Raw genomic sequence first — 23192 nt, 5'->3', positions numbered from 1 at the left:
GCCTTCAAGGCCAGCATGCGCATTGTGCTCCACCGCATCGCAGTTACCAATCCTTCGATCTTGCAGGCGGGCCAGAACCTTCGAAACGAAGGCGGCCGTCATTGAGCATCTGCAGCAACGCCATCATGGCGCCGCGGCATATGCAGCAAAGCCGTGAAATAATCAAGACATCTTCCGTGAAGCGCGGCTTTTCACCACGTTTCCCCCACAATTGGGGTGATCGCAGCGGTGATTCGGCGCTTGGCCTTCCGGTATGTCCTTACGCCGGCGCCGCCGTGCGGTTCCGGCAGGCCAGCGCTATTCGAAGACGATCGCCGGCGCCGGACGCCGGGACTGGCCGGCGAGCTGCTCCCAGACCTTGGCGGCGATGCCGCGATAGATGCCGGCGACGACGCCGTTCGGGTCGGAGGCGACGAGCGGGGTGCCGGCATCGGAGGTTTCACGGATATTCATCGTCAGCGGCACTTCGCCGAGGAAGGGCACGCCGATGCGCTCGGCCTCCCTGCGGGCGCCACCGTGACCGAAAATGTCGTAACGGGTGCCAGTGTCGGGCGCGATGAAATAGCTCATGTTCTCGACGATGCCGAGCACCGGCACCTCGACCTTGCGGAACATGTTGAGGCCCTTGCGGGCATCGATCAAGGCGAGATCCTGCGGCGTGGAGACAATGACGGCGCCGGCAAGCGGCACCTGCTGGGCCATGGTCAATTGCGCATCGCCGGTGCCGGGCGGCATGTCGACGACAAGGACGTCGAGCTCGCCCCAGGCGACTTCGCGCAGCATCTGCAGCAGCGCCGACTGAACCATCGGCCCGCGCCAGATCATCGCCGTCTCCTCGTCGACGAGGAAGCCCATCGACATGACCTTGAGGCCGTAATTCTCCATCGGATTGATGATACGGCCGTCGATCTGCGTCGGGCGGCCGGATATCTTCAGGAGCCGCGGCATGGACGGCCCGTAGATATCGGCATCGAGAATGCCGACGCGAAGGCCGTTGGCGAGCAGGCCGAGCGCCAGATTGACGGCGGTGGTGGACTTGCCGACACCGCCCTTGCCGGAGGCGACGGCGATGATGGCGCCGATGCCGGGAACGCCGATCTTGCCGGCCCGCGGCGGCTGTTGCTGGGGCGCATGGGCTTGATGCTGGTGATCGTGGCCGCCATGATCATGACCGGCATGGCCGTGCGGCGGGTTCGCCGCCGGGCGGGCAGCAGGTGCTGCGGCCGCCGCCTTCCTGTCCGCCGTCAGCGTGACGAGCGCACCCTTGACGCCCGGCATTTCCTTGATGACGCGCTCGGCGGCGAGCCGCATCGGCTCCAGCTCCCTGGCGCGCTCGGCCGGGACGGTGATGGAGAAATAGACCTTGCCGTCGGAGATGAAGACATCGGAGACCATGCCGAGCGCGACGATGTCGTGCTCGAGATCCGGTCCGCGCACGGTCTTCAGCGTTTCGAGAACCTGTTCCTTGGTGACGTCGGTCATTCCACCCTCACTGCTTCTTCTTGGATCACAGATAGTGGAGGCGCACGTCTTCGCCAAACAAAATCATCGGGAGGAAAATCGATTTGCCGGCTTTGAAAAACGCCGGCCGGAATTCGAAATCCGTTGCGGCCATCAAGTCCGCCGGGCTTTCGCCCTGATGGCCGCAACGGTCTCTCTCCCCGAGAACCGGCGCAATGCGGGGCGAACTAGCGCAAGCCGAAAAAAAGGCCAGAAAAAAAGTGATCGGCAGCAGGAAATCGTGAACAGCTGCGCAAGAAGCGGTGCCGAAAGGCAACAACCGCCGCCGACGCCGAGAGCCGGGAGAGAGAAGCGGCATCGGCGTCGCGCGGTGGTGTGTCGGCCGCGCCATTTGCTGGCGCTGGTCATTAAAGTCCCCTCCGGACCTCTGGCAGAAGAGATGCAGAAAGCGTGCCAGATGGAAAATGCGGGAAACGCGGTCGAATGCGCCGGGACGACGCTCCGATCTGCCTACATGCTGGGCGGCCGGCTAGAGCGGATCGGCGTCTTTGCAACTTATTTGATCAGGCCGATCCGCAGCGCCTTGGCGACAGCCTGGGTGCGGTTGACGGTGTCGAGCTTCTTGGTGGCGCGGTTGAGGTAATGATTGACCGTATGCTCGGACAGCGCCAGGATTTCGGCGATCTCGGCGCTGGTCTTTCCGGCCGCCGTCCAGTTCAGGCAATCGATCTCGCGGTCGGTGAGCGCATCGGTTATGCGGGTATCGAGGTTGCGGATCTCGGCAAGCCTGTCGAAGACATGGATGGCGATATAACAAAGCTCGCGCATCTCGGCCGGGCTAAAGGGTTCGCGATCGCCGGCGAAGGAGACGGCGCCGCGCAGGCCGGAGGGCTCATGCGTCGGGAAATAGGCGCAACGCGTCATCCTGAAACGTTCGAACAGCCCGACGACGAGGGCGGACTTGCCGTCGTCGCGCGGCCAGTTCTGTCGCGACATGTCGTAAAAGAAGGGCCGCGCCGATGTTCTCAGCCGCCGCAGAACCGGGCTGTTCACCATCAGCCCCTCCTGGTCGTAGAGCGCCAGAAGCTCAGCCGGCCAGCTGGTGATGACGGTGTTGCCCTGAAGATCGAGGGATGTGATCGGCGGCAGATTGAGAACCATGAAGGCGCGGCAGCGATAGGCTTCGGTCACGCGTTTCATGAACCGGAAAATGTCGAACTGGGTCTTCAGGCCCGCAATTTCCTTGATGTAATCGTCTTCTTCTTCCGTGGATGTTTGCGACAAGGGTTCCATCACATTTCTTCATCTTCGGCGCCGCGGCCGTTCGCTTGCATCGGGGGAATGACGATTGCCATGGGTCAATACAATCGGCCGCGGCGTTTACGCATTCGGCCGGTAGTGTTGTCGATTTCGCGGACTATTTCCAGTTGTCGTGATTCGCCGGCAAATCTCAATTTTTTCCGTTTCAGTCTTTTGTCTTATACACGCGTTGTCCCCGGACCGCTGCTCGTCGCCTCAGGCTAGCGACGCGGGCCGAGGCGGATGCGCATGCCTTCCATGATCCTTCCGGCTGCGCGCTGAACCGGAACGACCCATTGGGCGAGAAGTTCCATCGACAGGCGGTAGGCCGGGCCGGTGATCGAGACGCCGCCGAGAAAAGTCCGATCGTCCGACCAGATGGGTGCGGCGACGCAGCGGATGCCGGCCTCGTGCTCCTCACGATCGAAAGCATAGCCCTGATCGGCGATCTCACGGATTTCGGCGAGCAGACTTGCTGGCGAAGCGTGGGTGGCGGCGGTAAAGCGGGTAAAATTCACGCCGGCGAGGAGATCGACCAGGCTTTCGGCCGGAAGCAGCGAAAGGGCGGCCTTGCCGACGCCGGTGCAGTAACAGGGCGAGGCATTGCCGATCTGCGAATACATGCGCACCGGCTGGCGGCCCTCGACCTTGTCGAGGTAGATGATCGACTGCCCCCTGAGAACGCCGAGATGCACGGTCTCGCCGGTCGCCTGCTGCAGATCGACAAGATGCGGTTCGGCGATCAGGCGGAATTCGTTGCGCGCCCAGCTGCGGGCGGCGAAATCGAGCAGGCGCAGGCCCGGCGCATAGCGGCCGTCGCCGTCGAATTCGAGCAGCCCCTCCTCGACCAGGTGGCTGAGCTGGCGGTGCAGGGTGCCGCGCGGCTGGCCGGCAAGCGACAGGATATCGGTGAAACGCAGCGGCGCATCCGCATGGGTGACGAGATCGAGCAGCACCATCAGCTTGCCGAGTGTGCCGGTCTCGCGGGCCTGCGCCATGCCGTCGCCGTTTGCATTCATCGTCTCATCCGCCCTTGACAGAAAGGGCAGCATAATCCGATAATTCCATATAGTCAAATTCAGTTCCAAATAATGGAACAATACCTCTTCGGGAGAAGACGATGACCGCGACGTCAGCCCAGTTTCCGGAGTTCAAAGACCGAACCGTGCTCGTAACCGGCGGCGGATCGGGCATCGGTGCGGCGATCGTCGAAGGTTTTGCGCGTCAGGGCGCCAAGGTGTCCTTCATCGACATCGCCGAGGCCGCCGGCCGTGCACTTGTCGAGAGGCTGTCGCTTGAGACGGCGCATCCGGTTTCCTTTTATCATGCCGACCTGCGCGACATCGAGGCGATCCGGCGCACCGTCGATACCGTCGTTGCCGCTTCAGGGCCGATCCGCGTGCTCGTCAACAATGCCGCCTGGGACGACCGCCACGAATTCGACGCGGTCACCGAGGCCTATTGGGACAACAACCAGGCGGTCAATCTGCGGCATGTGTTTTTCACCTCGCAGGCTGTGGCGCCATCGATGCGGGCCGCCGGCGGCGGCGCGATCATCAATATGTCGTCGATCGCCTTCAAGCTCAACATGGGCGGTTTTCCCTCCTATGCGGCGGCGAAGGCCGCGGTCGTCGGATTGACGAAGAGCATGGCCGGCAGGCTCGGCCCGGAAAATATCCGGGTCAACTGCGTCCTGCCCGGCATGGTCGTCACCGAACGGCAGATGCAGCTCTGGCTGACCGAAGAGAGCATCGCCCACTCGGTCGAGCAGCAATGCCTGAAGGTCGCGCTCAAAGCCGATGCGATCGTCGGTCCCTGCCTGTTTCTTGCATCCGACTGCGCGGCCGGAATGACCGCCCAGTCCCTGATTGTCGATGGAGGCATTCTGTAATGACGAATCCCGCTTATGTCGCGGTGGACTGGGGCACCAGCAGCTTCCGGCTGTGGCTGATCGGCCGGGACGGCAGCGTCCTTGCCGAGCGCCGCAGCGGCGAAGGCATGACGAGCGCTGCAAAAACCGGCTTTTCCGCCGTGCTTGCCAGCCATCTCGCCGCTGTCGAGGCACCGGAAAACCTGCCGGTGATCGTCTGCGGCATGGCCGGCGCCAGGCAGGGCTGGATCGAGGCCGGTTATATCGACGTGCCCACGCCGCTTGCGGCCATCCTCACCGGCGCGGTTTCCGTGCCCGGCGAAAGCCGCGATATCCGCATTCTGCCGGGCCTTGCCCAGCGGCAGGCGGCGACACCCGACGTCATGCGCGGCGAGGAAACCCAGCTTCTCGGCGCGCTCGGCAGCACGAGTGCCGGCGCCCAGGCGGTCTGCATGCCCGGTACGCATTCGAAATGGGTGCATGTCAGCGACGGCAAGGTCAGCGGCTTTTCCACCTTCATGACCGGCGAGCTCTTCGACGCAATCAGCAAACACACGATCCTTGCGCATGCCGTTGCCGGAGCCGAGGCGCAGCCGGCCGATGCGGCCGCCTTCGAGGCGGCGGTCTCGGCCGCTTTCGCCCGGCCGGCCCTTGCTTCCAACCTGCTGTTTACCGCCCGCTCCGGCCAGCTGCTGCACGGGATCTCCGCCGCTGCCGCGCAAGCCCGGCTCTCCGGCACGCTGATCGGCCTCGAAATCGCCGGAGCGTTGCACGATGCCGCCAACTCAGGCATCACCCTCGTCGCCTCCGGACGCCTGCAGACGCTCTACGAACAGGCCTTCAAAACCCTTTCCCTTGCCTTCACCGCCATCGATGCGGATGCCGCCGTGCGCCGCGGGCTGTCGGCCGCCGCCGAAGCCATCTGGCCGAATTGAGAAAGCTGACATGATGAACCGTATCCCCTTCCCCGACATGAAGCGCCCGCTGATCGCCATCCTGCGCGGCATCCGGCCGGACGAGACCGAAAGCGTCGTCGGCGCGCTGATCGACAACGGCCTGACGGCGATCGAAATTCCGCTCAACTCGCCGGAGCCGTTCAAATCGATCGAGATCGCCGCCAAAATGGCGCCGCCCGAGGTGCTGATCGGCGCCGGCACGGTGCTGACGGTCGAGGCGGTCGACAGCCTGAATGCGGCCGGCGGCAAGCTGCTGGTGACGCCGAATGTCGAGCCAGAGGTAATCATCCGGGCGCGCCAATACGGCATGGTGACGATGCCAGGCGTCTTCACGCCGACCGAGGCGCTGGCCGCAGCGCGGGCCGGGGCCACCGGGCTCAAATTCTTTCCGGCGAGCGTGCTCGGTCCTTCCGGGATCACGGCGATCCGCGCGATCCTGCCGCCGGAACTGACGATTGCCGCCGTCGGCGGCGTATCGGACAAGAATTTCGCCGATTACACCAAGGCCGGCATCCTCGCCTTCGGCCTCGGCACCAGCCTCTACAAGCCGGGAATGACCGCGGCAGAGGTTGCCGAGCGTGCCAAGACGACCATTTACGCCTATGATGCAGCCATGGGAGCGTGAGCGTATGACCGACATCTACGAGTTCGAAGGCAAGACCCTTTGCAACACCAATTCCGTCCTCGGCGAAGGGCCGACCTATGATCCGGACAGCAATACGGTCTGGTGGTTCAACATCCTCGGCAAGGAGCTGCACGAACTCAGACTGGCGACGGGGGAGAAAAAGGTGCACCCGCTGCCGGTGATGGCAAGCGTGCTGGCCCGCATCGACGCCGGACGGCAGCTGATCGCGACGGAAGAAGGGCTTTTCGTGCGCGATCTCGCAAGCGGCAACCTCACCTTCTACGCCGCGCTCGAAAACGACAGGCCGGAAAACCGCTCGAACGACGGCCGCACCCACCCTTGCGGTGCGCTCTGGATCGGCACGATGAGCAAGCGGGCGGAAAACCAGGCCGGCGCCATCTATCATGTCGCGAGCGGCAAGGTGACGAAGATCTTCAACGGTATCAGCATTCCGAATTCGATCTGCTTCTCGCCCGACGGCACGATCGGCTATTATACGGACTCCCGCATCAACCGGCTGATGCGCGTCATGGTCGATCCGCATACCGGCCTGCCGGCGGGCGAGCCGATCGTGCTCGTCGACAGCATGAACGAGCCCGGCGACATCGACGGCTCGGTGGTCGATGCCGACGGTTATATCTGGAACGCCCGCTGGGGCGCCGGCGTCGTCGATCGTTACAATCCCGACGGTCTGCGCATCTCGCGCTACAAGGTTCCCGCCGTCCAGCCATCCTGCCCCGCCTTCATCGGCGTCAATGCCGACCGGCTGGCGGTGACGACAGCCTGGGAAGGGCTCGACGAGGACGCCCGTTCGGCCCAGCCCTCAGCCGGGGCGCTGCTCGAACTCGGCATCGGGGTCAAGGGTGTGTTCGATCCCGTCTACGTCATCTGAAGACGGCGTCTGACGACGGCCATGCAAGGCGCTCCCGAGCGGGGGCGCTTTCTCGTTTCGGCGGCCATGCCTGGATAAAAGTTCCGTGAGAATCGAGAAATTTTCCGTGTTTTCAACCGGAACCAATCGGCGCACCGCTCATTTTCCCTACGAACCGGCGCGGCAAGGAATACGCATTGCCGGGTCAGCGCTCACTCTAGGGAAATGAAAGTAGGTTCGAAATGACACGCAAACTTTTGACGACCGTTGCCGTTGGCGCGCTGTTTGCCACGGCTTTCGCACCGGCGGCCTTCTCGCAGACCGCGCCGCAGCCTGCGGATCCCGCTGCTCCGACCCAGACAGCGCCGGCTGATCCGGCTGCCCCCAAGCCGGTAACCCCTGACGTCACCAAACCCGCGGGCGATGCCGCACAGGCTCCGGCCGCAGCACCGAGCACGGATGTGGCTGAGGGCAGCTATCTGACGGAGCAGGCTCCGGATCAGATCAGCGCTAACACCTATATCGGCCAGTCGGTCTATAACCCCAACAATGAAAGCATCGGCAGCATCAACGACCTCATCCTCAAGAAGGACGGCGGCATCGTTGCTGCGATCGTCGGCGTCGGCGGCTTCCTGGGCATCGGCGAAAAGAACGTCGCGGTGCCGATGGATAAGATTGCCATCGCTCAGAACACCCAGGACGGCAGCCTCAAGCTGACGACCACCGAGACGGCTGAATCGCTGAAGGCTGCGCCTGAGTTCAAGACGCTGGCAATGCAGTCTGCAGAAAAGGCCCCGGCCGCACCCGGTACCGATACAACGGCAACCGGCTCGACCACGCCTAAGTAAACCGCGCGCGGTAGTATAGCGTAGGCGATGGCGCTCCTAGGGGCGCCATCGCTTTGTTGGCGGTTTCATTGAACGCAATTGCAAGCGGAATGGCTTATGCGCTGACGCGCTCGCCAATCGCCATGTCGTAGTAGTTCTCGTGCAGGAAACGCAGCGTGGCGATGCCATCGGCCGGGCGGCCGAAATGATAGCCCTGGCCCATGCCGCAGCCGAGCGTGCGCAGTTTCACCGCCTCGGCGTAATCCTCGATTCCCTCGGCCACGACTTCCAGTTCCAGGCCGTCGCACATGGCAAGGATCGCCTTGATGATGTGTTCGGAGGCGCGGTCGGAATTGATGCGCGAGACGAAGGCACGGTCGATCTTGATCTTGTCGAAGATGAAGTCGCGCAGGCGCCCGAGGCTCGACTGGCCGGTGCCGAAATCGTCGAGCGAGATGCGCACGCCTGCGGCGCGCAGATCTGCTATGATGCGGTGGGCGGTGTCGGCCGACCCCATCACCGCCGTTTCGGTGATTTCCAGTTCCAGACGATGCGGATCGAAACCGACCCTGCCGAGGATCGACAGGATGCTGCCGCTCGTGCCGGGATCCATCAGCTGCGCCGAAGAAAGATTGAACGACAGGAAGAGTTCGCGCGGCCAGGAAAGCGCTGCTTCCGCGGCCTTGCGCAGCAGCGTTTCCGACAGGGCGTCAATGAAACCGCGCTCTTCGGCGAGCGGCACGAAGACGCCGGGCGAAACGAAGCCGAGATCGGTATCGTTCCAACGCGCCAGCGCCTCGAAGCCGACGACCTGGTTGTTTGATAACGAGACGATCGGCTGGAAATGCACGTCGATCGCGTCCGATATGATGGCGTTTCTCAGCGCCTGCTCCAGCTGCGTGGCGCGCTTCATCTCCTGGGCGATCTCACGCGAATAGACGGTGATCTGGCCGCGGCCGCGGCGCTTGGACCGATAGAGCGCCGTTTCGGCGCTCTTCAGCAGCTCCTCGCAGTCCTCTCCGGCAAAGGGGTAGATGGCAAAGCCGAAGGAGGCGGAGAGACGGACGTTGCGGTCGCCGAGATCATAAGGCGCCGACAGCACCTCGCGGATCATCTGGCCGAATTTCTCCGCGCTCGCCCGCTCGAAAATCAGCGGCAGCACGAAGGCGAATTCGTCGCCGTCGTGACGGGTGACCAGCGCACCGTCCGGAATGCAGGCCTTGAGGCGATGGGCGACCTGGCAGAGGATTTCATCACCGGCCGAGGAGCCGAAAAGATCGTTGATCGGTTTGAAGCTGTCGAGATTGGCAATGCCGATGGTGAAGGGAGCCGGATCGCTGGCGCGCTCGGCGGAAATCTGCAGGACCTTCTCGCGCATGCGATTGCGGTTTCCCAATCCGGTGAGCGGATCGGTATAGGCCATCGCCTGAAGCTCATTGTGACTCACGGTCAAGGAAGCCATGTCCGCCGATTTCATCATCCAAACCCGAGCTTTCCTCCGCAGCCGAGCAAAGAATGACCGGCATTTATTAACAATTCGCTAGTAAATCAGCCGCCCTGACAGCCCGATTCGTCCCAAATTTAAGGGGTTGACGCTATCGGCGAGAGCAGGGTGCCGTCACGAGAAGACGGCCATATTTTTCAGTATCACGCGCTCGTTCGAACCCGAACGCCCTCTTCCACCAGATATTTCTGAAATACCGCCTCGAGCATGTCGGGGCTGACGGGTTTCATGATGACGTCGTCCATGCCCGATTTGGCGCATTCGGCGCGATCGCGCTCGAAGGCCTGGGTGAGCACGCCGATGATCGGGGTGCGGGCTGCGACCCCGGCTTCCTCCATCTGCCGGATCAGGCGCGCGGCTTCGAAGCCGTTGAAGCCCGGCAGGGAAATATCCATCAGCACCACCTGCGGCCTGTGTTCGGCCCAGAGGCGCACGACCTCGTCGCCGGTCGCAGCGATCATATGGCGATAACCGAGGCCCTCGAGGATCTGTGTGAAGACGATCTGGTTGATATCATTGTCTTCGGCGACGAGAACCTGCAGGCCGACCGCGTCGTCGGAGATGCTGATTTCCCAATCGGCATCCGTGCCGGCGCCGTTGTTGCGGCTGTTGCGATTGAAATGGCGGGCGATCTGAAAGGTGAGCTCATTGGCGATCTGGAAGCCGTCCATGACGAGCGCCGGTATGCCGTATTGCTCCGAGAGCTCGAGGCAGCGCATGCCCATCTGATTGTCGATGATCAAGAGATCGAGCGAGATGCCGGAGGAGGTGGCGATTTCCAGGAAGCGCTCCTCCTCGTCCTCGCCGCGCACCGAACAGGATTCGAAACCGTATTTCGACAGCGTGCGCAAAGCCGCGGCCTCGGCGGCGAGGTCGGCGGTGACGACGAGGATCTTGCGGCCGGAGAAATTCTCCGGAACGATCGCTTCCATCGCCGCCGGCTCGCGACGCTCCACCGCGCTCTTCACCGGCACATAGGCGCGGCGATAGCTCTGGTTGGCGGAGGTGGTGATCGCCGAGGCGCGGTCGAACTCCTCGAGATCGGCGCCGTCGCGCGGCAGGTCCTGCGTCGTCGACACCAGGAAATAGAGACCGGGCTTGCCGATTCGGTGCTTGCGGCTGACGATGTCGCGCTCGATGCCGTCTCGGGAGATCTGTCGCTGGCGGGAGATCGACATTTCGCCGGTCTCCAGCACGTGACGGTCGCTCTCTTCGAAGCGTTTGGCGATCTCGGGGGAAAAAAGGTCGCCGCTCTTGCGCCCGAGCACCTCGTCGGCGGTGGTCTGGTATTTCTCGCAGAAGGCGAGATTGACCGCGACATAGATAAGGTTGCGGTCCTTGACGAAAAGCGGAAACGGCAGGTTGTCGAGAATGTCCTCGGTGAGCTGCACGCGCTCCAGATCCGAGCGCCACTGCTCCTCGCGCTTCTTGTCCTCGGAAATGTCGGAGACGATGGTGACGCCGTAACCGCCCGGCAGCCGGCGCTTGACGAAGCGGACCCAGCTGTCGGCGCCATGGCGCTCGACGGCGTCGAATCGCTCGCGCCAATGCGAGGCGATCTTCTGCGACAGCCAGTCCTCGCGGCTGAGCGAGCCGCCCTGCCTGACGTCATATTGCTGGCGAACGCCGGTATCGTAGATCGCGCCCAGGAAATCGCGCAGCCGCGTGCCCGGCTTCAGCATCTCGGCCGGCAGCGGGAAGAATTCGAGGATCTGGCGGCTTGCGAAGATCAGGTGATCGTTCTTGTCGTAGATGATGAACGCTGCCGAAAGACCGTCGCACACGACATCGAAAAGCGCCGTCTGCAGATCGGCCTCGGCGGGAGTCCCGTCGATTTCCGATGACGTGTCCGCCTTTTCGAAGCCGGCACTCATTCTATTGCGTCCCACATCTGTTCGATTTTCGCAGCTTCCGGAGGTATATGAATAAAAATGCCATTTTTCTGTTAAAACCGGCTTAACACTGCCGACCGTCGAAACGGGGGAGCCGCAGATCACGCTTCTGTAAAGCCTATGGAATCCCCTTCCCTCCACCCCGCGAATCCCCGAAAATAGCCCATGGCCATCAGACAGCTTTCCGAAACGCTCATCAACCAGATTGCCGCCGGCGAGGTCATCGAACGGCCGGCGAGCGCTGCCAAGGAACTGATCGAAAATGCGCTCGACGCCGGGGCGACGCGCATCGAGATCGCCACGGCAGGCGGCGGCAAGGCGCTGCTGCGGGTGAGCGACAACGGCTCCGGCATGGAGGCGGCCGATCTGGAACTGGCGGTCCGGCGCCACTGCACCTCGAAGATCTCCGAGACGCTCGAGGATATCCGCACGCTCGGCTTCCGCGGCGAGGCGCTGCCGTCGATCGGTTCCGTCGCCAGGCTCAGCATCGCCAGCCGCAGGCGCGACAGCGCCGGCGGGCACGAGATCACCGTTGCCGGCGGCAAGATCGTGCATCTCCGGCCAGCCGCCGCCAATCCCGGCACCATTGTCGAAGTGCGCGACCTGTTCTTCGCCACGCCGGCGCGGCTGAAATTTCTGAAGAGCGAAAAGGCCGAGGCCGGCGCCATTACCGAGATCGTCAAGCGCATGGCGATCGCTTTTCCCGCCGTGCGCTTCGTGCTGTCGGGTTCGGACCGCACGACGCTGGAATTTCCGGCGACCGGCGACGATCATCTGGCGCGCATGGCGCAGGTGCTCGGCAAGGAATTCCGCGATAACGCCATTCTCCTGGACGCCGTGCGCGAGGACATCGCGCTGACCGGCTTTGCCGGGGTGCCGACCTTCAACCGCGGCAACTCCGCTCATCAATATGCCTTCGTCAACGGCCGGCCGGTGCAGGACAAGCTGATCCTCTCGGCGATCCGCGGCGCCTATGCCGAGACGATCCCTTCAGGACGCTATCCGGTGGCGGTGCTGTCGATCACGCTTGATCCGGCTCTCGTCGACGTCAACGTGCATCCGGCAAAATCCGACGTGCGCTTCCGCGACCCGGGCCTGGTGCGCGGCCTGATCGTCGGCGCCATCCGCGAGGCCCTGGCGCGCGACGGCAGCCGGGCGGCGACAACAGGAGCGAGCGACATGCTGCGCGCCTTCCGCCCCGGCTTCCAATCCCATGCGCAACGGCCACAGGCGCCATGGTCGGCCGAAACCTCGCCCTTTCGGCCCTACCAGCCGGCAAGCGGTCTCAGTGAACGGCCGCAGGCGTCCTTCGACGGGCTATCGATGCCGACGGCGCGGGCCGAGCCGCCGCCTTCGGCCCAGCCAGGCGCACCCGAACCGGCCTCTCCCGAAGCAACCGGGCGCTATCCGCTCGGCGCCGCACGCGCCCAGATCCACGCCAACTACATCGTCGCCCAGACCGAGGACGGGCTCGTCATCGTCGATCAGCATGCCGCGCATGAGCGGCTAGTGTTCGAGGCGATGCGCAAGGCGCTGCATTCGAAGCGGCTCGCCTCGCAGGTGCTGCTCATCCCTGAGATCATCGACCTTACCGAGGAGGATTGCGACCGGCTGATGCAGCATGCGGCCGAGCTTTCGGAACTGGGACTGGCGATCGAGCGCTTCGGTCCCGGGGCGATTGCCGTGCGCGAAACGCCGGCGATGCTCGGCGAGGTCGACGCGCACGGCCTCATCCGTCAGCTTGCCGACGAGATCGCCGAATGGGACACGGCGTCCGGCCTGTCGGCCAAGCTCGAATATGTGGCGGCGACCATGGCCTGCCATGGATCGGTTCGCTCCGGACGGCGGCTGCGCCCGGAGGAAATGAACGCGCTGCTGAGAGAAATGGAAGTGACGCCCGGCTCCGGCCAGTGCAATCACGGCCGGCCGACCTATATCGAATTGAAGCTCAGCGATATCGAGCGGCTTTTCGGCAGAAGCTAAAAAAGCTGGCAAAGCCGCTGTTGCGGGAGTATGGCAGACGCATGACAGGTAGCAGGGAACGGAGCGCATGAATTTGTTCGAAGGGCACGGAAACCGCGAGGCGAAGATCCGCTATCTCGACGGCGATTTCCAGATTCTCTCGCCCGGCTCCTACGTCGTCTGCGCGATGACCGGAAAACAAATCCCGCTCGACGAGCTGCGCTACTGGAGCGTCGCCCGCCAGGAGCCCTATGCCGACGTGATCTCGGCGATCGAAGCCGACAAACGCGCCGGCGTGCTGCCGAACCAGCGGCGTTAGAGCAATTCTCGCCGTTCTCCTGTAATTGGCGTGACCCCAAACGGCCTTTGGCTGTTCTGCGACCCGTGACAAAACCGCAAGATCGGTCGAGCGCTCATGTCCGCCAACGTTTAGCTGGTGCCTCCACGGAGAACGGGATGATGAAGGCGGCGCTTCAAAACTACCATGCCCGCATGCAGCGGGTGTTGAATCACATAGACCGGCATCTGGACGATGATCTGGACCTGGATGCGCTGAGCAATGTCGCAGCCTACTCGAAATATCATTTCCATCGGCAGTTCACGGCGACCTTCGGTCTATCCGTGCATCGCTATATCCAGCTCGTCAGGATGAAGCGCGCTTCATACCAGCTAGCCTACAGGGATGCCCAAAGCGTCACCGATATAGCGATGGAAGCCGGCTACGACGGCCCTGACGGCTTCGCCCGCGCCTTTCGGCAACGGTTCGGCCAATCGCCTTCGTCTTTCCGGAAGTCTCCCGACTGGGAGCCGTGGCTTGTGGCCTTCGGGCCTCTCGACAACGCCAGGAGCAAGCTCATGCAGAAGACTTTTACGATTGACGACGTGACGATCCGCGATGTGCCTCCCACGCCGGTGGCGATCATCGAGCATCGGGGCGATCCCGCAACGCTCGGCGCCACCATCCAGCGCTTCATCGCCTGGCGCCAGGGGGCCGGTCTGCACCCCAAGACAAATCCGACCTTCAATATCTGGCGCTCCGAGCGGCGTCCCGCGTCGCCCGCCGATTTTAGCGTGGACCTTTGTGTCGGGGTGGACAAAGCAATCGAGGCGGACGGCGGTGAGATCAAAGCCGGCGAGATTCCCGGCGGACGATGCGCGGTGCTGCGCGTCGTCGGCAACACCGACAACCTGGAGCCCGCCGCGCTCTACCTTTATCGCGACTGGCTGCCGGCCAGCGGCGAGGAAGCGCGCGACTTCCCGATCTATTGCCAGCGGCTGCGCTTCTTCCCTGAAGTGGCGGAGCATGAGACAGTCGCGGAACTGTTTTTGCCGCTGAAATAGCGCCCTTCGACGGCGGCCTGCCGCTTCCGCGCGCAGGAGACGGACAGGCCGCTATCCGCCCAATCCCGGTTTAATGCATGTCGCCCGGAAGTGATGCAGCGGTTCCGGGATAACGACATGCATCAAAATAAAGGGCTAAAGCGCGTCGCATGAATCATGATTGACGCGACGCGCTTTACGGGTTTCCGGCCTTCATCTCCCGCAGGCGCCGCTCGCGGCAGGCGACGATCGCCCGGTCGATGATCAGACTTGGGGCGAGGTGATCGTCGAAGACCATGTCGACCTCGATCACCCGGCACTTTTGCGCCAACTCTGCCGCCTTGCCGTGATGGCCAGCGAGGCGGACGAAATCCTTCGAGGTGGTGACGATCAGAAGATCCTGGCGCTCGGCGGTCGTCAGGATGTCGCCGATCTCCTCCTCGGTCAGGTGCTCGTGGTCGCCGAAGGTCTTGGCGACTGTGATTTCGGCGCCGCGCGATTCGACGGTACGGAAGAATTTGCCGGGATCGGCGATGCCGGCAAAGGCCAGCACCCTGATGCCGGCGAGCCTATCGTCGCCGCGTACCTTGAGCGATGCAGTGAAATAGGGTTTTGCGGCGCGCGCCGCCATGCGGACGATCCTGTCGGCGGCATGGCCGCCGCCGACCTTCAGCAAAGCTGTCGCCGAGCGCAGCTGCTGGCGGATCGGGGCGCGGACGGGGCCGGCCGGCACGATATGGCCGTTGCCGAGGCCGCGCGTCGCGTCGATGACGAGCAGAGCATAGTCGATCGCCAGCCGGGCGCTCTGGAAACCGTCATCCATAATGATGAGGTCGGCGCCTTCCGCCACCAGACGCTTCGCGCCGTCGACGCGCCTGCGGGAAATCACCGTCAGCGCCTCCTGGGCAAGCAGCAGCGGCTCGTCGCCGACGGCGACGGCCCGGTGATGATGAGGATCGACCACCGTCGTCACGTCGAGGGAGCCGCCGTAGCCCCGGCTGAGAAAGCCGGGTTTCAGGCCTTTCGCCTTGGCGGCGCGGGCGATCGTCAGCGCCGTCGGCGTCTTGCCGGCGCCGCCGACGGTGAAATTGCCGACGCAGATGACGGGAACGGAAACGGAGGCGCGGCGCGCGTGGGCCATGCGGTAGCCGGCGACGCGGCCGTAGAGAAAGGAAAGCGGCGCCAGCATCCAGGCCCGCCAATCGGCTTTCCTCCACCAGAACGGCGGCGCTTCGGATATCATCTTGCCGTCCCGCTCCCCTGCCCGGCTTCAGAACCGGCCCCTTGCTTTTCGACCCGGCCGGATTGAGAAGCCAAAACCGGTGAAAATGCAAGTCCTTGCCAAGACGGCGACGCGTTAGGCCGGCTGCAGGTCCGGCAGCAATGTCTCGATGGCGGTGATATCGTCGAGCACATGATCGGCAGCGGCGGCAAGCGAGGCCCGCGAGCCGGTGCCGGTCAGCACCGCGATCCTGAGCCCCGTCCCGGCATTCAGGCCCATGTGCAGATCATGATTGTTGTCGCCGACGATCGCGACCTCTTCCGGCAAAAGACCGGTCGCGGCGCAGAAGCCGAGCACCATGCCGGGTTCCGGCTTGACGCCGAAGCCGCTGTCATAGCCGGCGATGTAATCGACATAACCGGCAAAACCGAAGCGTTCGGCGGTCTGGCGGATCGAGCGTTCATTGTCGCTGGAGGCGACGCCGAGCTTGAAGCCGCGCTGGTGCAGCCTGGCGAAGAAGCCAGCGAGGTCGGTCACCGGCACGGAAAATTCGGCAGCGCCGGAAAAGAGATCGTCGAGGCGGGTCGTCAATTCGCCGACATCGACCATCGAGCCGGCGGCGACGAGCCCCTCGGCAATCTGGCGGGTGTTGCCGGCAGCGAGCAGGCTGTCGGGAACGATATGGCCGGTCTGAGGATCCATGCCGCAAGCCAAAAGCAACCGGTCTGCGAGAAGCGGATCGCCCTCGGCGGCGATGCGGGCAAGCTCGCGATTGACCGGCAACCAGCTCTCGTCATAATCGAGCAACGTGCCGTCCTTGTCGAAGAGGATGCCTTTGATACGCGCCGGGCCCGACATCGCGCCTCCTCAGAGCTGGGCGACGGCTTTGGGCAGCAGGCGCGCCTTGACCGTCAGCGGATTGATATAGGGTTCCAGCCCCCTCACCGTCGCCGTGAGCGCGCCGCGCATCTCGTGCACGGTGGCGATGCCGGCTTCGATCATCTTGCGGCGGGCGTCGTCGTTGATCAAAAGGTAATGCACGCCCTTGGCCAGCATTTCGGTATCGCGCACCATGCGGGCGCTGCCGCTGCGGGCGAGCTTCTGATAGGCCTCGCGGAAATTCTGCACATTGCCGCCGGAGAGGATGGCGCAGCCAAGCATGGCCGGCTCCAGCGGGTTCTGGCCGCCTTCGGCAAACAGCGAACGGCCGACGAAGGCGATCTCCGTCAGGCGAAGATAAAGGCCCATTTCACCGATCGTATCGCCGAGGAAAATATCGATATCGGCGGACAGCACGTCGTCGCGGGTGCGGCGGGCGACCTTGAGGCCCTGCTTGACCAGAGCCGCCTCGATCTCGTCGCTGCGTTCGGGATGGCGCGGCACGATGATCGTCAACTGGCGATCACGTTCCTTCAGGGCGCGATGGACGATGCCGGCGGCATTCTCCTCGCCGTCGAAGGTCGAAATCGCCGCCCAGGTCTTGCGATCGCCGATCTGCTTCTTGTAGCGGGCGAGGACGGCGCTGTCATAGGGCGGAGCGTCGGTATCGACCTTGAGATTGCCCGAGGTGATGACGGGAACGGCGCCGAGATCGCGGAAACGTTCGGCATCGATATCCGACTGGGCGATGACGAGGGCGAGATTTTCGAACAGGGCTTCGGCAATCGATGGGCGGCGGCGCCAGCGGGCAAAGGAGCGGTCCGACATGCGGGCATTGATCAGGATCTGCGGAATGCGGCGGCGGCCGAGCTCCAGCACGGTTGCCGGCCAGATCTCGGATTCGGCGATGATGGCGCAATCGGGCTGCCAATAATCGAGAAAGCGGCTGACCGACGGTTTCAGGTCGAGCGGGACATATTGATGGATCGCTTCATCGCCGAGGCGCTCGGCGGCGAGCCTGGCCGAGGTGATAGTGCCGGTCGTCAGAATGACGTGGATATCGCGGCGGCGGATTTCGCGGATCAGCGGAATGACGGCATTGGTTTCGCCCACACTTGCGGCATGAAACCAGACGAGCGGGCCCTGCGGCCGGTTGGCGCTCGGATAGCCGAAGCGTTCCAGGCGGCGCGCGCGGTCTTCCTTGCCCTTGGCCGTGCGGTAGGTGATATAAAGGCCGACGACAGGAGAGGCTACGGTTCCCGCCAGACGATATGCGCTCAGACCGAACCGCGCCATCCGGGAGCTCATTGCGCCAGCCTCCGATCCAAGACGATCGACATCAAACCCATTCCCTGATTATCGTTGCGGCCGAAATGGCCGATTAATTTGTTCAGAATGCGTCAAACGATCCGGATCGACGGACGGCCGATGCACGAAGCCCGGCGCGACCGATGGCGGCCGCCGGCACTTGGCGCAGAACGATGGCCGAGGTCAGTGGCCGCCGGCCTTTTCCTGCGGATCGAGCAAACGATGCATGTGGACAATGAAATAGCGCATATGCGCATTGTCGACCGTCTGCTGCGCCTTCGCCTTCCAGGCCGTCAGCGCCGTGGCATAATCGGGAAAGATGCCGACGATATCGAGACCCTTCAGGTCACGGAACTGGACGTCATCGAGGCTTTCCAGTTCGCCGCCAAAAACGAGATGCAAAAGCTGCTTCTTGTCACCGGACTCAGTCATTTTCTTGTTCTCTTTCTGCCCATTCTCCTCCGCCACCCCATCTGCGGGATTTTGACGGAAACGTCAACTGTCTCGTCGCCCGGCAAAGGCCGCGAGGAACTCTTCGATGCGCGGCGCCGGCGCCGCACACAGCACCTTGTGGGTGACTTCGGCGCGATTGTAGACGAGCGGATTTCCGTCGAGATCGACGAGGCGGCCGCCGGCGCAAGCCAGGATCAGATCGGCGGCGGCAAGGTCCCAATCATGCGAATTGCCCTTGACGAACGTGCCGTCGAGCCGTCCGTCCGCCACCATGGCAATGCGATAGGCAAGCGAGGGAATGTATTTCTCGCGCCTCACTTGTTCGCGAAACGCCGGGGGAAAGGTCTTCAACAGATCTTCGCCGATCGCCAGCCGGCGCATCTCCTCCGGCAGGGCGGCCGAAACGGTGATGGGTACGCCGTTCTTCAGCGCCGGGCCGCCCTCGACGGCTTCGTAAAGCTCTTCGAGCGCCGGGGCGTAGAGCACGCCGGCGACCGGGCGGCCGCGATGCACGACCGCGACGCTGACGCACCAGACCTTCTGCCCGCCGAGGAAGGCGCGTGTGCCGTCGATCGGATCGATGATGAACAGCGTCTCGCGCCCCAGGCGGTCGGCATCGTCGTCGGTTTCTTCAGACAGCCAGCCATAATCCGGTCGCGCCTTGCGCAGGATCGATTCCAGCGTCTTGTTGGCGGCGAAATCGGCGGCGCTGACGGGAGAGCGATCGTCATTCTTCCACCAGACCTCGGGAGACTGGTTGAAGAAGCCGAAGGCGACCGCGCCGGCCTCCCTCGCAGCCTCGGTGATCAAGGCGAGATCGCCCTGCCAGCGGAGCTTTTCCCTATCGCTCATCGCGTCAATCGTTTCCTTCTGCCCTATTTCACTGTCCTGCGAGCGTCATGCCTTCGATGGCGAAGGTCGGTGCGGCGACGCCGAACTTGCGGTCGATGTCGTTTGCCGGCGTCAGGCGCATGAACATGTCCTTGAGGTTCGAGGCGATCGTCACCTCCGACACCGGGAAGGTCAGTTCGCCGTTCTCGATCCAGAAGCCGGTGGCGCCGCGGCTGTATTCGCCGGTGATCATGTTGACGCCGTGGCCGATCAATTCGGTGACGTAAAAGCCGTTGCCGACGCTGCGGATCAGTTCCTCCGGCGAGATGTCGCCGGGTTCGAGGGCGAGGTTGGTGGAGGACGGCGAAACGGCGGTGCCGCCGCGCACGCCGCGGCCATTCGTTTCAAGTCCGAGCTCGCGGCCGGTCGAGGTCGAAAGGAACCAGTGCTTCAGAACACCGTCCTCGATCATCACCAGCCGCTCGCCGGATACACCTTCGCCGTCGAAGGGCCGCGAGGCGGGGCCGCGCACGATCAGCGGATCGTCGGTGATCGACAGGCCCGACTTCAGCACCTGCTGACCCATCCTGTCGCGCAGGAAGCTGGTCTTGCGGGCGACGGCGGCGCCATTGATCGCGCCGGCGATATGGCCGACGAAGCCGCGGGCGATACGCGGGTCGAAGATGACGGTGACGTTCTTGCCGGTCGGCACCTGGCGCGGATTGATACGCTTCACCACCCGTTCGCCGGCACGGCGGCCGATGTCGGCGGGGTCGTCGAGCTCGGCATAATAGAGGCGGGTGTCGAAATCATAGTCGCGTTCCATGCCGGTGCCTTCGCCGGCGATGACGCTGACGGAATGGCCGAAACGGGAACCCATATAGCTGCCCGCAAAACCGTGCGAGGTGGCGAGGACAAGGCCGCCCATGCCGGCGGATGCGGCGGCGCCGGAGGAATTGGTCACACCCTTGACCGCAAGAGCCGCCGCCTCGGCGGCAAGGGCTGCCTCGCGCAGCATCTCGGAGGACACCTCGGTGGCATCGAACAATTGCAGGTCGGGATAGGATTTCGCAAGGCTCGCCTCATCGGCGAGGCAGGCGAAGGGATCCTCCGGGGAAACCCTGGCCATGGCGACGGCGCGTTCGGCAAGCGCCTGCAGATGGAAGCCCGGATTGGCCGAAACGCTGGCGACGCGTTTGCCGATGAAGACGCGCAGAGAAAAATCATCGCTTTCGGAGGATTCCGTTCCCTCGACCTTGCCAAGACGGACGCTGACCGATTGCGACCGCGAGCGAACGACGACGGCGTCGGCGGCGTCGGCCCCTGCCTTCCTTGCCAGATCGATCAATTGACTTGCGCGGGAAAGAAGTGTCGAGGAGTCGATTTCAGAGGACATGATTTGGCCTTTCCTTCGGCTTCCATTTATTGTGCACTCTCCCAAGCATCAAGGCCGCCGCCGCCGATTCTTTATCAGGGCTGCCGGATGTTTCCCGCCACCTGAAAGAAATCGCCAGCATGTCAGCACCCAATGACCTTTTTTCCGAAACGATCCTGCTGCTCGGCGGCGCGGTGGTCGCCGCTCCGATCTTCAAGAAGCTCGGGCTCGGCACCGTCCTCGGCTATCTCGCTGCCGGCATCGTCATCGGTCCTGTTTTCCACGGCATCACCGACGGCGAACAGATTCTCGGCGTCGCCGAGCTCGGCGTCGTCTTCCTGCTGTTCATCATCGGGCTGGAATTGAAGCCCAGCCGCCTCTGGCAGATGCGGCGCGACATTTTCGGCCTCGGCACGGCGCAGGTGGTGGTGACGGGGCTGGCGCTGACCGCGCTTGCCTGGTTTTCTGAAGTGCTCGACTGGCGCGGCAGCATCGTCGCCGGCTTCGGCCTGGCGCTGTCTTCGACCGCCTTCGCCATGCAGATCCTCGAGGGCGATGGCGACGTCAATACGAGATACGGGCAGCGTTCGTTCTCGATGCTCTTGTTCCAGGACCTGGCGATCGTGCCGCTGTTGGCGCTGATCACGGTTCTCGACGGCAGCGACAAAGGCAGCAACGCACCGCTGACCGATTTCGCGGTGGCCGTCGGCGCGGTCGCGGCGATGGTCGTCGCCGGGCGCTACCTGCTGACGCCGCTCTTCCAGGTCATCGCCCGCACCGGCGCGCGCGAGGCAATGATCGCAGCCGCCCTCTTCGTCGTCATGGGATCGGCAAGCCTGATGCAGCTTGCCGGACTTTCAATGGCGATGGGCGCCTTTCTCTCCGGCGTGATGCTGGCCGAATCTTCCTACCGGCACGAGCTGGAGGCCGATATCGAGCCGTTCCGCGGCGTACTGCTCGCCATCTTCTTCATCGCCGTCGGTCTGTCGCTGGAGCTTGACGTTCTCTTCGACAACGCGCTCTTCGTCGTCGTCGCCGTGCCGATCGTCATGGCCGTCAAGGCCACCATCATCTACGGGCTCTGCCGGATCTCCGGCTCGCCGCACGATGACGCGATCCGCATCGCCTTCCTGCTGCCGCAGGGCGGCGAATTCGGCTTCGTGCTGTTTACAACGGCGGGTGCGGCCGGGCTGATGTCGACGAGCACGGCATCGCTACTGGTGGCGATCGTCACGCTCTCCATGGCGCTGACACCGATCGGAGCGGCACTTTCGAAGCGGCTGCTCAGCGGCGACGCCCGGGAGGAGCTCGACGAGGATTTCGATGGTGCGGGCGCCGACGTGCTGATGGTCGGCTTCTCGCGTTTCGGCCAGATCGCCGCCCAGATCCTGCTTGCCGGCGGGCGCAGCGTCACCGTCATCGATTTTTCCGCCGACCGCATCCGCCAGGCCTCCTCCTTCGGCTTCCGCATCTATTTCGGCGACGGCATGCGCAAGGACGTGCTGCGCTCGGCCGGCATCGATCGGGCAAAGATCGTGCTCGTCTGCACGCAGAAGAAGGAGATCACCGACAAGGTGGTGGAACTGGTGCAGGCCGACTATCCGCACACCAGGCTCTATGTGCGCTCCTACGACCGCATCCATTCGATCGAGCTGCGCAACAAGGGCGTCGATTTCGAACTGCGCGAAACGCTGGAATCGGGCCTGCTCTTCGGACGGCGGACGCTGGAAGCGCTTGGCGTCGCCGAGGTCGACGCCTATGAGATCGGCGAGGATATCCGCAAGCGCGACGAGGCGCGGCTTGCCCTGCAGGTCTCCGAAGGACTGCAGGCCGGACGCGACATGCTGTTTTCCCACCCGGTGCGTCCGGAACCGCTGGTCAAACCGAAACGCGCCGCCGATCCCTTCGAGGACGATCCGCTGGCGGACACCGCGGACGCTACGGCCGACGCCTGACCCCGTCTTGTCGCCCCCGGACCGGCCGACGAGCGGCCCCGCAAAAGTGACGCATTGATTGTCAGCGGGCCGGCGTTTATCAAGCGGGCAATCGGCGCGATCCGAGAGGGAAATTTGATCAGGCGGGCGAAACACATCGAACAATGGGCACTGCGCATCCTGTGCGCCGTCGCGCTTGTCTTCGTCGGGTTCGCCCATCAAACTCCCGCCTCAGCCGCCGGCACGTTCGATCCGGCCGAGCTCGCTCAATACATCCTTCCGGACGGGAGCCTGCCGACGCTTTGCGTGACCGTCACGGATGAGTCAGGCACCGACAAATCCGGCACCGGCAAGCACGACAAGACGCATTCGCATGGCTGCGAAGCCTGCCGGATCGGCGCCGCCACGCTGCTGCCGGCGCCGGCGGATGTGGCCGGCGCGCCGATCGGCTTTGCGGTTGCGGTCGAATTGCCGATCCGGGCCGAAGCCTTCCATCGTCAGCTCTTTCCGCCGAATACCGGCCCGCGCGCTCCCCCTTCCGATCCGATCCCTGCCTGAACTCCGTGTTGCGGCAGATACCGCGACACGCCTTTCAACGCCGGC

Annotated in this window: 22 protein-coding genes; 10 read left to right on the top strand and 12 right to left on the bottom strand. The window is 63.7% G+C overall.

Annotated features, from left to right (window positions below):
• Positions 1-297: 297 nt before the first annotated feature.
• The 4 genes from K6M89_RS07155 to K6M89_RS07140 all read right to left on the bottom strand — a co-directional run bounded on the left by K6M89_RS07155 (position 298) and on the right by K6M89_RS07140 (position 3779).
• Positions 298-1482, bottom strand: a complete 1185-nt coding sequence (locus K6M89_RS07155) for an Mrp/NBP35 family ATP-binding protein (protein WP_222138916.1) — start codon at positions 1480-1482, stop codon at positions 298-300.
• Between the two features lie 25 nt (positions 1483-1507).
• The gene (locus K6M89_RS07150) at positions 1508-1777 is read right to left on the bottom strand and encodes a hypothetical protein (protein WP_222138915.1); all 270 of its coding nucleotides are present in this window, start codon (positions 1775-1777) and stop codon (positions 1508-1510) included.
• Between the two features lie 239 nt (positions 1778-2016).
• Positions 2017-2754 (bottom strand): LuxR family transcriptional regulator, encoded by a 738-nt coding sequence (locus K6M89_RS07145; protein WP_097580032.1) that lies wholly within the window; start codon positions 2752-2754, stop codon positions 2017-2019.
• Positions 2755-2981: 227 nt separating this feature from the next.
• Positions 2982-3779 carry an IclR family transcriptional regulator gene (locus K6M89_RS07140; protein ID WP_222138914.1) on the bottom strand — a complete coding sequence of 266 codons (798 nt, stop codon included), beginning with the start codon at positions 3777-3779 and terminating at the stop codon, positions 2982-2984.
• A gap of 101 nt (positions 3780-3880) precedes the next feature.
• On the opposite strand from K6M89_RS07140, the gene K6M89_RS07135 reads away from it, so the two are divergent.
• From K6M89_RS07135 to K6M89_RS07115, 5 genes are all read left to right on the top strand, one after another.
• Positions 3881-4651, top strand: coding sequence for an SDR family NAD(P)-dependent oxidoreductase (locus tag K6M89_RS07135; protein ID WP_097580033.1), 771 nt, complete (start codon positions 3881-3883; stop codon positions 4649-4651).
• On the top strand, positions 4651-5565 hold the full coding sequence (locus tag K6M89_RS07130; RefSeq protein WP_222138913.1) for a 2-dehydro-3-deoxygalactonokinase: 915 nt from the start codon (positions 4651-4653) through the stop codon (positions 5563-5565). Before K6M89_RS07135 ends, K6M89_RS07130 begins: the two co-directional genes overlap by 1 nt.
• A 13-nt stretch (positions 5566-5578) precedes the next feature.
• Entirely contained in the window at positions 5579-6211 is a 633-nt protein-coding gene (locus tag K6M89_RS07125) for a 2-dehydro-3-deoxy-6-phosphogalactonate aldolase (protein WP_097580102.1), read from the top strand.
• Between the two features lie 4 nt (positions 6212-6215).
• Positions 6216-7103 (top strand): SMP-30/gluconolactonase/LRE family protein, encoded by an 888-nt coding sequence (locus K6M89_RS07120; protein WP_097580035.1) that lies wholly within the window; start codon positions 6216-6218, stop codon positions 7101-7103.
• Positions 7104-7324: 221 nt separating this feature from the next.
• On the top strand, positions 7325-7930 hold the full coding sequence (locus tag K6M89_RS07115) for a PRC-barrel domain-containing protein (protein WP_222138912.1): 606 nt from the start codon (positions 7325-7327) through the stop codon (positions 7928-7930).
• 94 nt (positions 7931-8024) lie between these two features.
• Here the strand turns inward: K6M89_RS07115 and K6M89_RS07110 are convergent, their stop codons facing one another.
• Together K6M89_RS07110 and K6M89_RS07105 are read right to left on the bottom strand one after the other, a co-directional pair.
• Positions 8025-9389 (bottom strand): putative bifunctional diguanylate cyclase/phosphodiesterase, encoded by a 1365-nt coding sequence (locus K6M89_RS07110; RefSeq protein WP_097580037.1) that lies wholly within the window; start codon positions 9387-9389, stop codon positions 8025-8027.
• A gap of 167 nt (positions 9390-9556) precedes the next feature.
• The gene (locus tag K6M89_RS07105; protein ID WP_222138911.1) at positions 9557-11287 is read right to left on the bottom strand and encodes a response regulator; all 1731 of its coding nucleotides are present in this window, start codon (positions 11285-11287) and stop codon (positions 9557-9559) included.
• A gap of 183 nt (positions 11288-11470) precedes the next feature.
• On the opposite strand from K6M89_RS07105, the gene mutL reads away from it, so the two are divergent.
• The 3 genes from mutL (at position 11471) to K6M89_RS07090 (ending at position 14608) form a co-directional block, all read left to right on the top strand.
• Positions 11471-13288, top strand: a complete 1818-nt coding sequence (gene mutL, locus K6M89_RS07100; protein WP_222138910.1) for a DNA mismatch repair endonuclease MutL — start codon at positions 11471-11473, stop codon at positions 13286-13288.
• A gap of 67 nt (positions 13289-13355) precedes the next feature.
• The gene (locus K6M89_RS07095; RefSeq protein ID WP_003588271.1) at positions 13356-13586 is read left to right on the top strand and encodes a DUF2093 domain-containing protein; all 231 of its coding nucleotides are present in this window, start codon (positions 13356-13358) and stop codon (positions 13584-13586) included.
• Positions 13587-13726: 140 nt separating this feature from the next.
• Positions 13727-14608, top strand: a complete 882-nt coding sequence (locus K6M89_RS07090; protein ID WP_222139032.1) for an AraC family transcriptional regulator — start codon at positions 13727-13729, stop codon at positions 14606-14608.
• Between the two features lie 175 nt (positions 14609-14783).
• Here K6M89_RS07090 and lpxK read toward each other — a convergent pair whose 3' ends face one another.
• The 6 genes from lpxK to K6M89_RS07060 form a co-directional block, all read right to left on the bottom strand.
• The gene (lpxK, locus tag K6M89_RS07085; RefSeq protein ID WP_222138909.1) at positions 14784-15830 is read right to left on the bottom strand and encodes a tetraacyldisaccharide 4'-kinase; all 1047 of its coding nucleotides are present in this window, start codon (positions 15828-15830) and stop codon (positions 14784-14786) included.
• A gap of 114 nt (positions 15831-15944) precedes the next feature.
• A complete protein-coding gene (locus tag K6M89_RS07080; protein WP_222138908.1) occupies positions 15945-16667 on the bottom strand; it encodes an HAD family hydrolase in 723 nt (240 codons plus the stop codon).
• Between the two features lie 9 nt (positions 16668-16676).
• Positions 16677-17996, bottom strand: a complete 1320-nt coding sequence (waaA, locus tag K6M89_RS07075) for a lipid IV(A) 3-deoxy-D-manno-octulosonic acid transferase (protein WP_097580042.1) — start codon at positions 17994-17996, stop codon at positions 16677-16679.
• A 183-nt stretch (positions 17997-18179) separates the two neighbouring features.
• Positions 18180-18428: a DUF4170 domain-containing protein gene (locus tag K6M89_RS07070; RefSeq protein WP_004673745.1), complete on the bottom strand. Its 249-nt coding sequence runs from the start codon at positions 18426-18428 to the stop codon at positions 18180-18182.
• 63 nt (positions 18429-18491) lie between these two features.
• Positions 18492-19301: a 3'(2'),5'-bisphosphate nucleotidase CysQ gene (locus K6M89_RS07065; protein ID WP_222138907.1), complete on the bottom strand. Its 810-nt coding sequence runs from the start codon at positions 19299-19301 to the stop codon at positions 18492-18494.
• A 28-nt stretch (positions 19302-19329) separates the two neighbouring features.
• On the bottom strand, positions 19330-20676 hold the full coding sequence (locus K6M89_RS07060) for a TldD/PmbA family protein (RefSeq protein ID WP_222138906.1): 1347 nt from the start codon (positions 20674-20676) through the stop codon (positions 19330-19332).
• A 119-nt stretch (positions 20677-20795) separates the two neighbouring features.
• Here K6M89_RS07060 and K6M89_RS07055 point away from each other — a divergent pair, with 119 nt between their 5' ends.
• A complete protein-coding gene (locus tag K6M89_RS07055) occupies positions 20796-22610 on the top strand; it encodes a monovalent cation:proton antiporter-2 (CPA2) family protein (protein ID WP_222138905.1) in 1815 nt (604 codons plus the stop codon).
• Positions 22611-22724: 114 nt separating this feature from the next.
• A complete protein-coding gene (locus K6M89_RS07050) occupies positions 22725-23147 on the top strand; it encodes a DUF2946 family protein (protein ID WP_222138904.1) in 423 nt (140 codons plus the stop codon).
• Positions 23148-23192: the final 45 nt, after the last annotated feature.

It is taken from the genome of Rhizobium croatiense (assembly GCF_019793465.1).
GTDB classification, from domain to species: domain Bacteria; phylum Pseudomonadota; class Alphaproteobacteria; order Rhizobiales; family Rhizobiaceae; genus Rhizobium; species Rhizobium croatiense.
This window is presented reverse-complemented; position numbering and strand designations above follow the sequence as displayed.